We start from the raw sequence: 17,299 nt of genomic DNA, 5'->3' as shown, positions 1-17,299 counted from the left end.
GATTTGCCCATGGCTGAAAATAATCTTATCTATCAACTTCTGGAGGAAATACTTAAACCAGCGGTGCGGCTTGATAAAGATTTAACTCAGAGCTTAAGAAAAGATTTTACAGCAGGGCTCAAACCGGTGGAGCAATTTATAAAAGTTGGCGATGTGATTGTGGAAAAAGGGAATGTTATTACTCCGCAGCTTGCGCGTATATTGCTTTCACAAGGATATCTTCAACAACGGTTCCCGTGGAAAATATTAATACTGTCTCTCTTGCTGATTTTTTGTTGGCCTTTCTGGGTGTATCTTCCAGATTTAGCTTCTGGGAGTAGACGATCTTTTGACCTAAATGAGGTTTTTGTGGCCTGTATAGTGGGAGGATATTGGTTCGCAGAGTATATCTCAAGTCTTTTAGGGGCTCGAGGTGTAGCTATTGTTGTTTTGACTGGATGGATTTATCTTGTATTACCCTTCATCCCTGCTTTCCAAGTCGTTTTCGGAGCTTCTATCATTGCTTCTGTGCTTACCGCAGCTTTTTCGACGTCTGAAATTTTGCTAGTAGCCTCTATGGGACTTGTTGCGGCTGTAACAGGGCGCTTCTTTTTCAGAGATGTTCATTCTCGAAGCCATCTTTGGCGTCAGCTTGTCGTTGCCGGTTTTTTTCCAGTGTTGGGAGGAATGGTAGTTCGATGGGGCATGGCTATGAATCTTTCATGGCAGGTCTTTTTATATGCTTGTTTAGGTGAAGCTTTTTGGGGCGTTGTTGTCATCGCCTTTTTACCTGTGTGGGAAAATTTCTTTGATATTATGTCCCCTCTCCGGCTCATGGAGCTCTCATACCCAACCCAGCCTCTTTTGAAAAAACTACAAATAGAGGCACCGGGAACGTATCATCACTCTCTTATGGTGGGAACTCTTGCAGAAGCAGCTGCGGATCGTCTTGGTATGAATACCTATTTGATACGTGCTGGAGCGTACTATCATGATGTAGGAAAGTTGCGTCGCCCTCATTTTTTTGTTGAAAATCAGATGGAGGGAGAAAATGTTCACGATGAATTGACGCCCTCTCTTTCTGCTCTTGTTATCATCGCGCATGTTCGAGAAGGGTTGGAGATTGCTCAAGAGTATCATTTACCGGCGAAGCTGCGTCAGTTTATAGCCGAACATCATGGAACTACCTGTCTAGCTTATTTCCATAGGAAGTCCATCGTTTTAGGTGAGACACTTCCCCGAGAGCAGTTTTGCTATCCTGGCCCCCGTCCTTCTTGTCGAGAAACGGGATTATTGATGTTAGCCGACTCGGTGGAGGCGGCTGTTCGTGCCGATCGGAAGAATATTACGGGGATACAAGATCTAGAAAAAGTAATTTCTGGTGTTGTAGAAGCGAAAGTTTCGGAAGGGCAGCTTGATGATGTAGACTTTACGATGAAAGAATTAGCTACGATTAGAGAAGCCCTTGTCTACGCTCTACAATCTATGTATCATGGCCGAAAAGTAAAAGAGATCAAAGAAGAGCCATCCTCTGAAGAAGAGGAGACAACTTCAAAAAAACAGGAGGAGTAACACGTGAAGGTTCATTTATCTTTTGAGAGTCTCGATGATGGAGAGTCTGAAAGTACCAACGCCCTCAACAAATTAGAGGGCAGAGAAGATGTGTTAGGGGAAATCGTTGAACGTTTGTTTCCGGGCAAATTTACCGATCAGGAGGCGGAAGTATCTATAGCTTTTGTTTCAGCTCCAGATATGCAGGAGAAAAACTATACATATCGAGGGATTGATGAGCCTACAGATGTCCTTTCTTTTCCTATGTGGGAGGATCAAAACGGAGTTTTTCTTCCCCCTAGCGATTGGGATGTTTTGCCTTTGGGCGATATTTTAATTTGTGAAAATGTGGTGAGGGAAAACGCTCATCAAAATGGAACGTCTTACGTAGAAGAACTCTATCTTATGGTTGCTCATGGTTTCCTCCACTTATTGGGAATGGACCACGATACGGAGGAGAGACAGCAAAAAATGTGGCTTCTCCAGTCTGCAATTTGTAAAGAATGGCTTTTAGATGAGAAAAAGTCACATCAATCTCCCTCGCTTGGTGGAGAGGTGACTCGATAGTGGATATTCCGGTCTCTGTAATACGGATATTTATGTTTCTTTTTTTCCTATTGCTGCTCTCTGCTTTTTTTAGTAGCGCGGAGACGGCCATAACATCATCAGGAAGAGGAAAGTTACTAGCTTTACAGGAACGTCATCCCTATCAACGGAGGTTTTTACAGTGGCTTGTTGGCGATGTTCAACGAGCCCTTACTATTACTCTTGTTTCAAATAATTTGGTTAACATAGCTGCGAGCGCAGTAGCTACATCTCTTGCCATTCTTCTCTTCGGGCATAAGAGTGTCTTTTGGGCTGTTATTATTATGACAATTGTGATTGTTGTATTCGGGGAGATATTACCTAAAAGCATTGCTATAGTCAGGTCTGAGCCAATCTTGATTATAACCCTGCCCATCCTTCGTTTTTTAGGTTTCCTTTTTGCCCCTTTTATCTGGACAATGAACCAATTTGTTCGTTTCCTCGGAATCCTTGTCGGAGTAGATCTTAAGGCGCAGCATACCTTTGTGACCAGAGAGGAAATTGAGCAAATGGTTAACATCGGAGAGGCTTCGGGGGCTCTTGAAGCTGTTGAGCGGAAAATGATCCACGGGATTATTTCCTTTGAAGAGACACGAGTTTATGAAATTATGATTCCGAGGACGGATATGAATGCTATAGCCAGCGATGCAACTATTAGAGATTCAGTTACGATTTTTCAGGAGCACGGACACTCCAGAGTCCCTGTATATGACGAAAGCCTTGATGATATAGTGGGAATACTGTATGTGAAAGATACAATACCTTATCTCGCGTCAGGTGACGTGGAGGTCGTTGTTTCTAAACTTCAGCGAGAAGCTCTTTTTGTGCCAGAGACCATGCGCATAGTGGAAGTTTTCAACATTATGAAAATCAGACATGTCCACATGGCTATCGTTGTTGATGAATATGGTGGTACAGCAGGTCTCGTAACACTTGAAGACCTTTTGGAAGAGATCGTAGGAGAAATACAAGACGAATATGACTCTGAAACATCACCGGTTCTCAGCGAAACTGCTGGGAACTATTTGGTGCAAGGTAATGTAAGTTTAGAGGATTTAAGCGAGATTATCGGTGACACTTTCGAGTCGGAAGATGCAGAAAGTGTAGCAGGTCTGGTTCTCTCTCTCTCTGGAGGCTTCCCTGAAAAAGGAACTATTTTCCAGTACGGGAAATGGGAGATAGAAGTTCTCGATGTGGAGGATCATCGAATTAAACTTTTACGATTTCATGAGGTGCTTCGAGATGAAGAAGATGAAGAATAATGATCTTGCGACCCCGTGGCCTTCTCATAATGTGACCCCTGAATTTTTGCTACAGGCGGCTCGCAATGCTCAGCTTCGATCCTATAGTCCCTATTCCCACTTTCCTGTGGGTGCAGCGCTTCTCAGTGTAGATGATGAAGTGGTAATAGGTTGTAATGTAGAAAATGCATCTCTTGGCCTTACTGTGTGTGCCGAGCGAAATACTATAGGGAATATGGTAGTTTCTGGATTAAAAGATCCTTTGGTTATTGCCATAGTGGGAAAAGAGGGAGAACCTTGTTACCCCTGTGGTGCATGTCGACAGGTTTTATGGGAATTTAATCCAGATCTACTCGTTTTGGTGGAAGATGGGGAAAAAGGTTGGGAGATTCTTCCTCTTCGTATGTTGCTTCCACATGCGTTCAGCAGGAAGGGATTTAAAGATAAATGATAGATGAGTTTAAGAATTTTAAATTTGGGATTGTCCCACTGGTGGGGCGTCCTAATGTGGGGAAGTCTTCCTTAATGAATGCGCTGCTTTCTTTTAAGGTCTCCATTGTTTCTCAAAAGCCCCAGACTACGAGGAACCAAGTACGAGGTTTTTACAATGCTCCTGGATTACAGGTTATTTTTACAGATACGCCGGGGATCCATAAGCCTAGACATAAACTAGGTGAAGCTATAGTTGCCGCAGCAGAACGAGCGTTGGAAAATGCGGATCTAATCCTTTACGTAGTGGAGGCCAGTGATAGCAATATTTCTGTGGAGGACGAAAGGATTATAAATATTCTTCAGTCCACGTCTACTCCTATCATCTTAGTAGTCAACAAAATAGATGGAATACGAGGAGGAAAGGATCGTGTTCCACAGGTTATTTCTCTTTACAGCCAATATCTATCTTTTGTTGCAACTATAGGAGTTTCAGCGAAGACTGGCTATAACTTGGAGAGGTTGATAGCATCTTTAAAAGAGAAGCTCCCAGAAGGTTGCCCTTGGTATGACGAAGAATCTATAACGGATCAACCTGAGCGTTTTTTGGCGGGTGAAATCATTAGAGAGAAAGTTTTGCGCCTCACTCAGGAAGAAGTTCCTCACTCGGTGGCGGTAGAGATTGAAGAATATAAAAGCCCAGATGAGTATCCTGATCGAAAGACTCTCTATATACGAGCAAATCTTGTAGTAGAGCGCGAAGGGCAGAAGGCTATCCTTATTGGTGAAAAAGGGCGTAAAATAAAAGAGATTGGGCGGCGAGCCCGTATTGATATAGAGAATATGCTGGGCCATAAAGTTTTTTTGGATTTGTGGGTAAAAGTCAGGCCGGGGTGGCGTCAGTCCGAAAGTGAACTCCGGAGAATGGGATACATTGGAAGGTGATAGAATCATCGTGGATTTTTTATCTCAAGGGCCAGTCCGCAGTTCTGGAGTTGTTCTTCGACGCAATCTAGATGCCGAGGGGAACATGTCTTTGTACCTTCTGCTTAAAGGGATCGGCCCAATATGGATTCAGGCGCCTGGTTCAGCTCGGGGCAGGGTTCGTTTTGGCGGAGGTACAGAACCTCTTTGCTGGAGTGTGTTTGATCTCTATAAGGGGCCTAAAAGGCTATATCTCAAGTCCATAGACATTAAAGATGACATGTGGAAACTTCGTTTAGACCCTCATCTCCTTTTAGTAGCCCTTGAATGGGATAAGCTTATTATTCGTTATACATGCTTAGGCATAGCAGAAGACAATGTTTTAGCTCTTTTTTATTGGTCTATGCGTACCTTGTGCGAAGGAGGGGATCCTCCTCCCCTTTCTTGGCGTTTTTTATGGCGCTGGCTTCATTCTCGAGGGGAGGCTCCAGATCTTCATAGTTGTGAGAAGTGTGGCACCCCTTTGACTTCTGAGGTGCAATGGTCAGAAACAGGGTTCTTGTGTTCGTCTTGTTATAATGACCTTCACGGTCTTATCCTGTCAAAACAGGAACGGCTTATGTTGGAAGCGGCGGCTTTAATGGATCGTCGTCGTTTCATTCTTTTTTTTTCTCAAATAGCTGGTCGTACTGGCTTTGATGCCGAGTTTTGGCGAGCCCAATCCGACCGTTTAAAACTGATTCTCGATAGAAGTCGTTAAATCGAAACGAGGGAGGGTTTTTTCGTGAATTTTCAAGAGATTATTTTTCGTCTTGAACGATTTTGGGCGGAACAAGGATGCATTATCCAACAGCCTTACGATATAGAAGTAGGTGCCGGAACCATGAATCCCGCAACGGCATTGCGTGTTTTAGGACCGGAGCCTTGGCGTGTGGCATATGTAGAACCTTCAAGAAGGCCAGCAGATGGTAGATATGGGGAGAACCCTAACCGTCTCCAGCATTATTATCAATATCAGGTTATACTTCAGCCGGCGCCGGCAAGTATACAGGAAATATATTTAGATAGTCTTGCGGCCATAGGCATTGACCCTCAAGATCATGATATTCGATTTGTGGAAGATGATTGGGAATCTCCCACAGTGGGGGCCTGGGGGTTGGGATGGGAAGTTTGGCTTGATGGTATGGAAGTAACGCAGTTTACTTATTTTCAGCAAGTAGGCGGAATTGATATGGAACTTGTTCCTTCTGAGATTACTTATGGTATTGAACGAATTGCCATGTTTGTTCAGAAAGTAGAAAATGTTTATGATTTATCTTGGAACAATGATGTATCTTACGGGAATGTTCACCACCAAGGTGAGGTGGAGTACTCTCACTATAACTTTGAAATAGCTGACACGGATATGCTCTTCACCCTTTTTAATATGTACGAAGCAGAGGCTCTCCATATCCTTGAAACGGGATATGCGTTACCAGCATATGATTATGTCTTGAAATGTTCTCATACATTTAATCTCCTTGATGCCAGAAATGCCATTAGTGTTACCGAGCGAACTGGTTATATCTCGAGAATTCGCAACTTAGCGAGTCGTTGTTGTGCAAGTTACGTGGAACGAAGGAAAGAAATGGGCTATCCTTTTATGGATAAATTTCCCAGATAGCCCAGGAAGAGGTGACGTTGTCCATGGCGTATAAAAATTTATTGCTTGAAATAGGAACAGAGGAGATCCCGTCTCGTTTTCTTCCAGAGGCTTTATCGAATATTGTTCGTTATGCAGAAGAAGAAATGGTGGCTGCCAGAATTATACATGGCAGAGTCGCGGCTTATGGAACGCCGAGAAGGATCGCCCTCGTCATACGGGATGTGGAAGAGAAACAGGAAGATAAAGTTATGACATATAAAGGTCCCACATGGGATTCTGCTTTTGATGCGAATGGAAACCCCACAAAAGCTGCTTTGGGGTTTGCTAAAAGCAAAGGCGTTGGCTATGAAAATCTCGTCCCTAAAGAAGTGGATGGAGTTCGTTATGCCTTTGCTGTCGTATCTGAAGTGGGCAATCCTGTGCGAGATCTTTTTCCTGAGATACTCCCGGCTATAATTCGTAAATTGGTTTTCCCTAAAAACATGTATTGGGTGGATTCATCTATTAAGTTTGCAAGGCCAATTCGTTGGATTGTCGCACTCCTAGACGTAGAAGTGGTCCCTTTTGTTTATGGGGATATAGAAAGTGGTAGGACAACGCGAGGTCATCGCTTTATGGGGGCCCGAAATCTCGATATAGATGATGCTGCCGAGTTTATGGAGAGGCTTTATGATAACTACGTTATTGTGGATCAGGAGAAACGCCGACAGAAAATGATCTCTGGCATCACAGCTCTAGAGAAGGAAATGGGCGGGAAAGTAGAATTAGATCCTGAACTTGTTGAAGAGAATCTTTACTTGGTCGAGTACCCTGTCCCGTTCTATGGAACCTTCGATAAGAAATATCTCGAGATCCCTGAAGAAGTGTTGACCACGAGCATGAAGAAACATCAGAAATATTTCCCGGTACGAAGCGAATCTGGGAAACTTATGCCTTGCTTTGTAGGAGTGAGCAACAACAGAGCGACGAATATGGGGGTTGTTCGAGAGGGAAATGAACGAGTTTTAAGGGCTCGTTTAGAAGATGCGGCTTTTTTCTGGAAAGAAGATTTAAAGAAGCCTCTTGCTGCTCGAATCGATGAACTTAAGAACATCCTTTACCAAGAGAAAATCGGTTCCTTATACGATAAAGTGAAAGCAACCCAAAAATTGGCTGTGAATCTCTGTCATGTCTTAGGCCTTTCAGATATTGTAAAATTAGTGGAACGTGCGGCTTCTCTCTCCAAAAGCGATCTTCTTACAAATATGGTTTACGAATTTCCTGAGCTTCAGGGGGTTATGGGAAGAGAATATGCCCTTCGGAATGGCGAACCACAGCGAGTAGCTCTGGGAATTTATGAGCAATATCTTCCTGGCTTTGCCGGAGATAAAGTTCCTTCCGATAGCGTAGGGGCTATTCTGGGTCTTGCAGAGCGAGGATACATCATTGTAAGCTGTCATAAGGCAGGTTTGCAACCTACGGGTTCCCAGGATCCCTATGCTTTACGGCGAGCGGCTCGATGTATTAATGAAATTATATGGGGAACTGAGTTAGATGTGGATATGCAGGATCTTTTCCGTAAGGCTGGAGAAGTGGCAGATGTATCTTCGGACATTTTGGATCAAGTCTGGAGTTTTTACGAGCAGCGCCTCCATGTGCAGCTTAAAGAAAAAGGTTTCGATCATGATATTGTTTCACTAGCTATATCAGTTATTGGGAAGCAACCTCTGCAAGTGTTGCGCCTTTTAGGTGCTCTCGACAAAGTTAAGGCGGAGTCGTGGTTTGAAGAGCTCATAACAGCCGCAGTAAGGGTAAGAAATATTCTCTCAAAAGCTGAAGTGGCGGATATTTCCACAGAAGTTTCTCCAGCGTTCTTCCAGAAAGAGGCAGAAGGAAGACTTTTCGACGAAATAAGGGAAACGACGGAACATGTGGAAAAAACCTTGTCTCGATATGATTGGGATGAGCTTATGGTTCTTCTTGCAAAGCTGTCGCCCTGCATTACTTCTTTCTTCGATGACGTATTGATTATGGATGAAGACATATCCGTACGCCGAAATCGTCTTGCGCTTCTTTCCTGTTGCAATAAGCTTTTCAGAAAAGTAGGCGATTTGGGGACCCTCAAATGCTAGGAGGTAGGAAGTGAGTTCCTTGTCTCTTTTTATTGTTTCGGATTCTACAGGGGAGACTGCTGAGCATGTTGCTCATGCGGCGATGAGTCAGTTTGAATCTGCTTTTAGTCAAGTTACGCGGTTTCGAGACGTGGATTCGGAAGAAAAAGCAAAAGACATATTACAAAAGGCAGCGTTAGCTCGTCCGGTCATTGTTTGTACTCTAGTAAACAGAGAGCTTCGAAGATATATGGCCCTTAGAGCTCAAAAGCTGGGGGTCCCTTTTGTTGATCTGCTCGGCCCTATTTTAGAGCTGCTCGAGATTAGATTGGAAGAATCTCCAGTGGGATATCCCGGCCTTAATCGTCGCATGGATGAAGAATATTTTCGACGCGTTAAAGCTGTAGAATTTGCTATTCAATGTGACGATGGGCGAAATCCTTCCGCTCTTCCTCTAGCGGAACTTGTAATTCTAGGAGTGTCACGTACGGGGAAAACTCCTTTATCTATGTATATTGCAAATCGGGGGTATAGGGTGGCGAATGTCCCTTTGATACCGGAAGTTGACCCACCGGAGGAACTGTACTCTGTCCCCCGAGAACGTCTAGTTGGACTTGTCATAGACCCTGAAAAACTGATCCAGATTCGAGAAGAGCGTCTGAAACTTCTCGGTCTAGATCCAGCCATGTCAGCTTATGCTAATAAAGAGCGGGTTAAGCGGGAATTGGAGTACGCTCAACAAATTATGAATAAGCTTGGGTGCAAAGTTTTTGATGTAACGGGTAGAGCTGTGGAAGAAAATGCTCAAGAGATCATGGATTTGTTGCGGGGTTAGGATATGACGACAGAAAAAAAACTTATTAACGTATTTGTCGTTTCAGACTTTACAGGGGAGACAGTGGAAGCTGTTGCTCGGGCTGCTTCGAGTCAGTTCAACCCGGAAAGTGTTAATATCCGGCGTTTCCGATATGTGAATAATATCGATAAGGCACAGATGATAATGAATGAAGCGGTTGAAAATCAAGCTATTGTTATTTGTACCCTTGTGGATACATCTGTTCGCCATTGGCTTATAGAGAATGCGAATGCTATGGATATCGATGTTATTGATATTTTTGGGCCGCTACTCAATGTACTTTCTGGGATTTTGAACAAAAAACCCTTAGAAAAGCCAGGCTTGTCCCATGTTATGGACGAAGAGTATTTTAAAAGAGTAAAAGCTGTAGAGTTTACTATAAATTGCGATGATGGCAGCAATACGAACCTTCTTCCAGAGGCAGATATCGTGTTAATTGGTGTTTCCAGAACATGTAAAACGCCTCTTTCTATGTATTTGGCCCACAAGGGATTAAAAACAGCGAACATCCCTCTTATACCAAGTCTTGCTCCTCCCGAGGAGCTGTTTAAAATAGATTCATCTCGGATCATTGGTTTGACTATAGATGCAGAAAATCTTGTTGATATTCGAGTAAAGCGTTTGTCCATGTTGGGGCTTGATCCTGGAGAGTCAGACTATACAGAAAAAAGTAAAGTTTACGATGAGCTTCAATACGCTCAAACCATCATGTCTTCTCTCGGAGTGCGAGTTTTTAATGTCACCGATCGCGCTCTCGAAGAAACGGCTCAGGAAATTCTGGCTTATTTCAGACGTTGAGCTCCTTCCAGAAATTAAGAGGAGGGGTGAGCCATGAGAGACGAAGTTAAAAGGAAGTTTGTGTACGACTTCGAAGAAGGCGATGCGGCCATGACAAATCTCCTGGGGGGGAAGGGAGCGAACCTTGCTCAAATGGTTCGAAACGGTCTTCGTGTCCCCCCAGGATTTATTATTACTACTCAAGCGTGTCTTTCCTATCTCCAAGAGGGTGAAAAACTTTTAGAAGACATTTGGCCCTCAATTCGCGAAGCACTTTCTCGCTTGGAAGTAAAAACCGGTAAAAAATGGGGGAAAGGCCCTTTCCCCCTCCTTGTCTCTGTTCGATCGGGGGCCCCTGTATCTATGCCAGGAATGATGGATACGATCCTCAATTTGGGGCTTAACAGTGAAACCTTGCCTCTTTTAAGTCATGCTTCTCAAAATGAACGATTTGCCTTTGATAGTTACCGTCGTTTTATCCAGATGTATGCAGAAGTTGTTAAAGGTCTTGATTCTGCCTCTTTTGAAGAGATTCTCGCAGAAGTTAAGGCAAGAGAAAAAATTCAATTTGATTATGAAATTTCAACGGACGGCATGAGAAGTGTTGTTTCTGCTTTTCTTGCTATTTATGAAACGAAGGTGGGTGAACCTTTCCCTCAAGATCCGTGGGAGCAGTTGCGGCAGGCTATAGCTGCTGTCTTTAGAAGTTGGAACTCTTCTCGGGCTATTACATATCGGGAATTGAATAGCATTCCTCATACTCTCGGTACAGCTGTGAATGTGGTTTCGATGGTATTTGGCAATTTAGGGGAACAGTGTGGGACAGGCGTTTGTTTTACGCGAAACCCTTCTAATGGTTGCCCTGACCTTTATGGAGAATTTCTTATCAATGCACAGGGAGAAGATGTTGTTGCTGGTGTTAGAACTCCCCTTCCTATTTCTGAGCTCCGCTATGTAATGCCTGACATGCATGAAGAGTTGCTAGGTGTTGCCCATTCCCTTGAAAATTACTATAAAGATATGCAAGACGTGGAATTTACGATTGAGAATCGCAAGCTTTATATCCTCCAAACACGGGAAGGTAAAAGATCTGCTGCGGCAGCGGTGAAGATAGCCCATGATATGGTAAAGGGACGGATAATTAACCGACAGGAAGCTCTTAAAAGGGTAACTCCTCGAGATGCAGAACTCCTATTGCATAAACAAGTTCCTTCAGATGTTCATGTTTCTTTATTAGCAGAAGGTCTCCCAGCCTCTCCAGGGGCTGGGAAGGGAATTATAACCTTTACTCCAGACGAAGCTGTTCGTTTGACGGCAGAGGGGCAAAAAGTTGTTTTGGTTCGGCCAGAAACGAGCCCAGACGATATTCATGGACTTGCAGTAGCCGAGGCGGTTGTTACAAGTAGGGGAGGCATGACGAGCCATGCTGCTGTAGTTGCTCGTGGTATGGGTAAGCCCTGTGTAACTGGCTGCGAGTCTCTATCTATAAATATAGAGCAGGGAATTCTTCAAAAAGGTGATATTGTTTTGTCGGCAGGAGATTTTATTACTGTTGATGGTAGTTATGGAAGAGTTCTTTTAGGCGATGTCCCTCTTGTAGATGCTCAGATAACCGCAGAATTTTCGGAGATGCTGCAATGGGCCGATAATGTGGCTTCTCTTCAGGTATGGGCAAATGCCGATACCCCTCTTGATGCAAAGCGAGCGAGAGAATTTGGAGCTAAGGGCATTGGCTTATGCAGAACGGAACATATGTTTATGTCTCAAGAACGCTTGCCTATTATGGAACGTATGATCGTAGCTGAAAGCAGGGAAAAACGTTTATCAGACCTGGAACTTTTGAAGGCTATGCAGAAGGAAGATTTCCGTGCTATTTTTACAGAAATGGACGGTTACCCAGTTATTATTCGCCTCCTTGACCCCCCTCTTCACGAATTCCTCCCCAAGGAAGGAGATATAAAAAAAAGAATTTTGGAACTTCCAACGGATATGGAAGAGAAAGAGAGGCTATCTCGGGAGGAAGAGCTTATCGATATGTTGAAAAAGATCGAATCCCTTAAAGAAGTGAACCCCATGATGGGGTTTCGTGGTTGTCGTGTAGGGATTATCTACCCAGAAATTTATGAAATGCAGATACGAGCTATTCTGGAGGCTGCCATAGAAGCACAAAAAAACGGTGTTACAGTTATTCCTGAAATCATGATACCTTTAGTAGGGATATCTGGAGAAATGGAATTTTTCCGACATACGGTAGACAGAATAGCCCAAGAGTACTATAAGAGTACAGGTGCTTCCATTGACTACAAAGTAGGGAGTATGATTGAGGTTCCTCGTGCTATTCTTATTACCGAAAAAATAGTGCTTTATGCAGATTTCTTCAGCTTTGGAACAAATGATTTAACGCAGGCAGTATTTGCCTACTCTAGAGATGACGCAGAATCTAAGTTTTTAGGAGCATATCTAGAGAAGGAGTTGCTTACTGAAAACCCCTTCCATATTCTTGATCGGGAAGGGGTCGGTGAAATGATGCATTTTTGTGTGGATAAAGCCAGAAAAACTCGGCAAAATATATCTTTGGGCATTTGTGGCGAACATGGCGGAAACCCAGAAAGTATTGCTTTTTGTCATGCTCTTGGTCTTGACTATGTAAGTTGTTCGCCTTTTAGGATACCAGTCGCTAGGCTGGCAGCTGCTCAAGCCGCACTGGGCTTCACTAATTAACGAGGAGGCAGTGAGATATGGGAACGTATAGGTATATCAAGTGGTTTTCCGAGATTAATCGAAACGATATACCACTGGTAGGAGGAAAAGGGGCTAATTTAGGTGAGTTAACCCAGAACGGAGTGGCTGTACCCCCAGGGTTCTGTGTAACTGCCGGGGCGTACCGGGATTTTATAAAAATCTCTGGGCTGGGAGCGGCAATCGAAAAGACGATCCATGGGATCAATTATGAAGACACAGATGAGCTAGCGAACAAATGTGCCCTCGTTAGAGACATGATTATGGATGCATCTGTGCCTGACGAGATCAGCAAAGAAGTTCAGGACGCATATCTTCTTTTATGTAAAAAACTGGGCACTGAGAACATTCGTGTTGCTGTAAGAAGTTCTGCTACGGCGGAAGATCTTCCCGATGCATCTTTTGCTGGGCAACAGGATACGTATCTTCATATTCGAGGTGCTGACGAAGTTTTAAAACACGTGCAGATGTGCTGGGCTTCTCTATGGACAGCCCGAGCTACGTACTATCGAGAGAAACAAGATTTCAACCATTTTGAAGTGGCGCTGAGCGCTGTTGTACAAAAAATGGTACAGAGTCAGAAATCGGGAGTTATGTTCACAGCCAATCCCGTGACGAACGATCGAAGCCAACTTATGATTAATGCAAGTTGGGGGTTAGGAGAGGCTGTGGTTTCTGGTATTGTGACTCCCGATGAATTTATTCTCGATAAAGATCATTTGGATGTTGTAGAGAAAAATATTGCAGAGAAAAACACCATGATAGTGGAGAAAAAAAATGGGATAGGGACTGTCAAGGTGGCGGTAAAAGAGTATTTAGGGCCAGACAAGGTCAAGATACAATGTCTCTCTGATATGGAAATTATTACTTTAGGTAAAGCCGGTAAAAAAATTGAAGAAATATATCAAAGCCCTCAGGATATAGAATGGGCGCTCGATAAGGATACAGGAGAGCTATATATCCTTCAGGCTCGTCCTGTTACTACATTAAAAGAGGGAGAGACTGTTATGGAAGAAAAAACCTCTTCGAAAGAAACAAAGCTCAATGTCCTTGCTCGAGGCCTTGCGGCATCTCCAGGTATCGCTGCTGGTAAAGTTATTTCGATTAAAGATATTAATGAAATTTCTCGAGTTAAAGATGGAGATATTCTTGTTACTGGCATGACAAACCCTGATATGGTTCCGGCTATGAGAAAGGCTGCAGCCGTTGTCACCGATGAAGGCGGAAGAACATGTCACGCTGCTATTGTTTCCCGCGAGTTGGGAATCCCATGCATTGTGGGAACAAAAAATGGGACAGAAACGTTAACAGATAATATGGTTGTTACAGTAGATGCTACCCGTGGCGTTGTTTTCGAGGGCGATGTTGTTCCAGAGAAGAAGGAAGAAACTGTGAGTGCTCAAGTTGCCCAGGCTTCGTTGCCAATAGATGATTTAGTTTACCAGATGGCTCCTATTACAGGTACGAAGATATATATGAACTTGGGAGAACCATCTATTATCGATCGCTATAAGAAATTGCCTTTCGATGGTATTGGGTTAATGCGTACAGAGTTTATCTTTACGAATATGGTGGGTATCCATCCTATGTATTTGGTAAAGACTGGCCAGGGGAAACTATTGGTAGACAAGATGTCAGAGGGCATTACGACTGTTGCACAGGCTATTTATCCTCGCCCTATCGTCGTTCGTATGAGCGATTTTAGAACGAATGAGTTTAGAGGACTTAAAGGCGGCGATGAAGTAGAGCCGGTAGAGAATAACCCTATGATTGGCTGGAGAGGGGTTTCCAGGTATATTTCTCCTGAATATGAGGCTGGCTTTAGACTTGAATGTCAAGCCATTCGAAAAGTTCGAGAAGAATACGGTCTCATTAACGTGTGGATGATGCTTCCCTTTGTACGTACCACATGGGAGCTTGAGCGAGTGATGGACATTCTTGAGCCAGAAGGCCTTAAACGGAGTTCTTCTTTCAAGCTATGGATTATGGCAGAAGTACCGTCTGTTGTCTTTGCTGCGGAAGAATTTGCTCAAATGGTGGATGGATTCAGTATTGGAAGCAACGATCTTACCCAGCTTGTTATGGGAGTCGACAGAGACTCTGGTATTTTAAATAATATGGGATACTTTGATGAACGGAATATTGCGGTACAACGTGCTATTCGGATATTAATTCAAGCAGCGCATAAATATGGTAAAACATGCTCTATCTGTGGGCAAGGACCCTCTCTCTATCCAGATTTTGCAGAGTTTTTGGTGCGGGAAGGCATAGATAGCATGAGCGTCAATCCTGACACAGTGGCATATACTCGTAAACTTGTTGCTGGAGTGGAGCAACGAATTATATTGCACAGCATTCGCGAGAAGGACTAAAAAAGATAGAAAATCTTTTATCTGAATAAAAAGCAAGAAATAAAAAGCAAGAAAGAAGGGGCGACATATTTCTCTATGTCGCCCCTTCTTTCTTGCTTAAATATTTAGTTGTTAGAAATCCCATATTGTTTTAAGAGCTGTTGATATCGATCTTCTATAGTCTGTGCCGGACTTGGATCGTTCGCATATGGTTTAACTGGTTCTACAGGAACATCCGACTCACTGGCCGCTTTATGATGTTGTTGAGGTTGAATTTTTACAGGAGAGGATGTCTCCCCACTTTCCAGTCCTGGTATGGAAGGCGAGGATGTCCCGTGGGGGAAGTTGGCATAATCGTAATAATGTCTTTCATCTTGTGGAAGAAGGTAGAGCTTAGGAGATTGAGGATCATCTTGGCCCGCAAACAAATCTCCTCCATGGAGAGGACATGTACTCGTAGGTGCTGTCCCTCTAGGCATAAATATAGTAGCGACGGAGGTACAGTTAGGAGTCGCAATAAAGCCCGACTGTCTACAAACTTGTACTCTATCTACAGGAAGATCTTCAGGAACCTCAAAGGCTTGAGGCAGATGAAGGGCTTGAGCAGCTGTTATCATAAATTCTTTCCATATAGGGGCCGCAATAACTCCACCTGTGGCATTCCGCCCCAGAGGTTTATGATCATCATTTCCAGCATATACTACTGCTACAAGGCCAGGAATTCCTCCGGTGAACCACGCATCGCTATATTCGTTAGTAGTACCAGTCTTGCCAAAAGTTTCCCATCCGGGGACTGCTGCTCTGCGCCCTGTCCCCGCACGTACAGCATCCATCATCAGAGAACGAATGACAACAGATGTAACTGGAGAAATGCCGTCTCGAATCTCAGGAGTATGATGCTCTAAAATTTCTCCGTTGCTCGAGCGAATTTCCCGAATCATAAGAGGGGAGACGACTTTCCCACCATTTTCAAAGGTGGAATATGCTACTGCCATTTCTATAGGAGTAACACTCGCTGTTCCCAATGCTACGGAAAGGTCTCGAGGCAGATAGGGAGTGACGATCCCCATACTACGAGCGGTTGTTATTACCGAGTTAACTCCTATAATGTCAGCCGCGCGGACGACGACAGTATTATATGAATGATTTAAAGCATCAATTACTGTTACTTCTCCGCTAAATTTTTTACTATAATTCCCTGGTTCCCATGTTTTGGGTTCTTCTCCCGGAATATCATATGAAAGGGGAGCGTCCAAAAAATGGTCTGTAGGTAAAATTCCCCTTTCTAAAGCTGCTGCATATACTATAGGTTTGAAGGAAGACCCTGGTTGTCGATATGCTTGAGTCACCCTATTGAATTTACTTTCAGCAAAATCTTTCCCGCCAGTCATAGCTAAAATTTCTCCCGTAAAGGGATCAATAGCCACCAAGGCCCCCTGGCTTTTTAGCTTTTTCACAACTATATCGGCTTTTTCCTGGAGATCCAAATCGAGAGTTGTATGAATTTCCATGCCACCACTATAGACAAGATCCGCTCCGTATTTAGGAAGGAGATAGTTGAAGAGTAGATGAGCAATAAAGTAAGGAGCTTTATTGTATTCTGTAACCTTATTAGGAACATGTTTTAATGTAACTTCTTCTTTAAAAGCAGTTTGTTTAGTCTCTTCGTTGATCCAACCTAAAGAAACAAGACGGTCAAGAACATACCCTTGGCGAACCTTCGCATTTCCCATGTTATTTAAGGGGCTATATCGTTCAGGTGCAGCTATCAATCCAGCTAACATGGAGGCTTCAGGAAGAGATAAATCTTTGGCATCTTTCCCGAAATAAGTACGAGAAGCAGTCTCTACTCCCCAAGCACCGTGGCCGAAATAGATGGTGTTCAAATACATCTCAAGAATTTTATCTTTGGAAAATAATTGCTCAACCCTGACAGCAAGAATAATTTCTTTTGCCTTCCTCTCAATTGTTTTTTCCTGAGAGAGGAAAAGATTACGAGCAAGTTGCTGTGTAATGGTACTTCCTCCCTGTCGAGCTCCGCGATGGGTTACATCTACAAGCAAAGCACGAATAATGGCAGACAGCCGAATCCCACTATGCTGATAAAAAGAAGAATCTTCAGCAGCCAAAGT

At 43.6% G+C, this 17,299-nt stretch carries 13 protein-coding genes; 12 read left to right on the top strand and 1 reads right to left on the bottom strand.

Going from position 1 to position 17,299, the window contains the following annotated elements:
* The 12 genes from B3L97_RS05755 to ppsA form a co-directional block, all read left to right on the top strand.
* A partial coding sequence (locus B3L97_RS05755; protein WP_286934527.1) for an HDIG domain-containing metalloprotein occupies positions 1 to 1,551 on the top strand: 1,551 nt, incomplete at its 5' end.
* Between the two features lie 3 nt (positions 1,552 to 1,554).
* Positions 1,555 to 2,097: an rRNA maturation RNase YbeY gene (gene ybeY, locus B3L97_RS05750; protein ID WP_286934525.1), complete on the top strand. Its 543-nt coding sequence runs from the start codon at positions 1,555 to 1,557 to the stop codon at positions 2,095 to 2,097.
* On the top strand, positions 2,097 to 3,377 hold the full coding sequence (locus tag B3L97_RS05745) for a hemolysin family protein (protein WP_286934523.1): 1,281 nt from the start codon (positions 2,097 to 2,099) through the stop codon (positions 3,375 to 3,377). Before ybeY ends, B3L97_RS05745 begins: the two co-directional genes overlap by 1 nt.
* Complete coding sequence (locus B3L97_RS05740) at positions 3,358 to 3,807, top strand: cytidine deaminase (protein ID WP_286846288.1); 450 nt, start codon at positions 3,358 to 3,360, stop codon at positions 3,805 to 3,807. The genes B3L97_RS05745 and B3L97_RS05740 overlap by 20 nt, the downstream gene beginning before the upstream one ends.
* Complete coding sequence (era, locus tag B3L97_RS05735; RefSeq protein WP_286846287.1) at positions 3,804 to 4,730, top strand: GTPase Era; 927 nt, start codon at positions 3,804 to 3,806, stop codon at positions 4,728 to 4,730. The genes B3L97_RS05740 and era overlap by 4 nt, the downstream gene beginning before the upstream one ends.
* Positions 4,696 to 5,469 (top strand): DNA repair protein RecO, encoded by a 774-nt coding sequence (recO, locus tag B3L97_RS05730; RefSeq protein ID WP_286846286.1) that lies wholly within the window; start codon positions 4,696 to 4,698, stop codon positions 5,467 to 5,469. The genes era and recO overlap by 35 nt, the downstream gene beginning before the upstream one ends.
* A gap of 24 nt (positions 5,470 to 5,493) precedes the next feature.
* Positions 5,494 to 6,372, top strand: a complete 879-nt coding sequence (locus tag B3L97_RS05725) for a glycine--tRNA ligase subunit alpha (protein ID WP_024822422.1) — start codon at positions 5,494 to 5,496, stop codon at positions 6,370 to 6,372.
* Between the two features lie 23 nt (positions 6,373 to 6,395).
* Positions 6,396 to 8,465: a glycine--tRNA ligase subunit beta gene (glyS, locus tag B3L97_RS05720; protein WP_286934521.1), complete on the top strand. Its 2,070-nt coding sequence runs from the start codon at positions 6,396 to 6,398 to the stop codon at positions 8,463 to 8,465.
* A gap of 10 nt (positions 8,466 to 8,475) precedes the next feature.
* The gene (locus B3L97_RS05715; RefSeq protein ID WP_024822420.1) at positions 8,476 to 9,279 is read left to right on the top strand and encodes a pyruvate, water dikinase regulatory protein; all 804 of its coding nucleotides are present in this window, start codon (positions 8,476 to 8,478) and stop codon (positions 9,277 to 9,279) included.
* A gap of 3 nt (positions 9,280 to 9,282) precedes the next feature.
* Entirely contained in the window at positions 9,283 to 10,098 is an 816-nt protein-coding gene (locus B3L97_RS05710; RefSeq protein ID WP_024822419.1) for a pyruvate, water dikinase regulatory protein, read from the top strand.
* Positions 10,099 to 10,131: 33 nt separating this feature from the next.
* Complete coding sequence (ppdK, locus tag B3L97_RS05705; protein WP_286846283.1) at positions 10,132 to 12,798, top strand: pyruvate, phosphate dikinase; 2,667 nt, start codon at positions 10,132 to 10,134, stop codon at positions 12,796 to 12,798.
* Positions 12,799 to 12,815: 17 nt separating this feature from the next.
* Positions 12,816 to 15,188: a phosphoenolpyruvate synthase gene (ppsA, locus tag B3L97_RS05700; RefSeq protein ID WP_286934519.1), complete on the top strand. Its 2,373-nt coding sequence runs from the start codon at positions 12,816 to 12,818 to the stop codon at positions 15,186 to 15,188.
* Positions 15,189 to 15,292: 104 nt separating this feature from the next.
* On the opposite strand, the gene B3L97_RS05695 is transcribed toward ppsA, so the two are convergent.
* A partial coding sequence (locus tag B3L97_RS05695) for a transglycosylase domain-containing protein (protein ID WP_286934516.1) occupies positions 15,293 to 17,299 on the bottom strand: 2,007 nt, incomplete at its 5' end.

The organism is Aminobacterium sp. UBA4834 (assembly GCF_002400205.1).
GTDB lineage: Bacteria > Synergistota > Synergistia > Synergistales > Aminobacteriaceae > Aminobacterium > Aminobacterium mobile.
The sequence above is the reverse complement of the archived record's forward strand: the minus strand, read 5'-3'. Positions and strand labels throughout refer to the sequence as shown.